The 367-nt window shown below is 68.4% G+C and carries 1 pseudogene; it reads left to right on the forward strand.

What is annotated here, in order from left to right:
- Positions 1 to 6: 6 nt before the first annotated feature.
- A pseudogene (locus EN786_RS36410) lies at positions 7 to 367 on the forward strand (transposase); the annotation flags it as partial.

The following is a 367-nucleotide window of genomic DNA, read 5'->3' on the forward strand; positions in this document are numbered from 1 at the left end:
TGGTAGCCGCGACGGAGGGCCGTGAAGGCGCTCACCTCGGTCATCCAGGAGGCCTACGTGCAGGGCATCTCGACGCGCTCGGTCGACGACCTGGTCAAGGCGATGGGCGCGAGCGGCGTCTCCAAAAGCCAGGTGAGCCGGCTCTGCGAGGAGATCGACGGCAAGGTGAAGGCCTTTCTCGAGCGGCCGATCGAGGGCGATTGGCCATACCTGTGGATCGACGCCACCTACCTGAAGGTGCGCCGCGGTGGCCGCATCGTCTCGGTCGCCGTCATCATCGCCGTCGGCGTCAACGCGGACGGCCGCCGCGAGGTGCTGGGCATGGAGGTCGGCACCTCCGAGGCCGAGCCGATCTGGACCGAGTTCC

The sequence above is a fragment of the Mesorhizobium sp. M4B.F.Ca.ET.143.01.1.1 genome (genome assembly GCF_004792275.1).
In the GTDB taxonomy this organism is placed as follows: domain Bacteria; phylum Pseudomonadota; class Alphaproteobacteria; order Rhizobiales; family Rhizobiaceae; genus Mesorhizobium; species Mesorhizobium abyssinicae.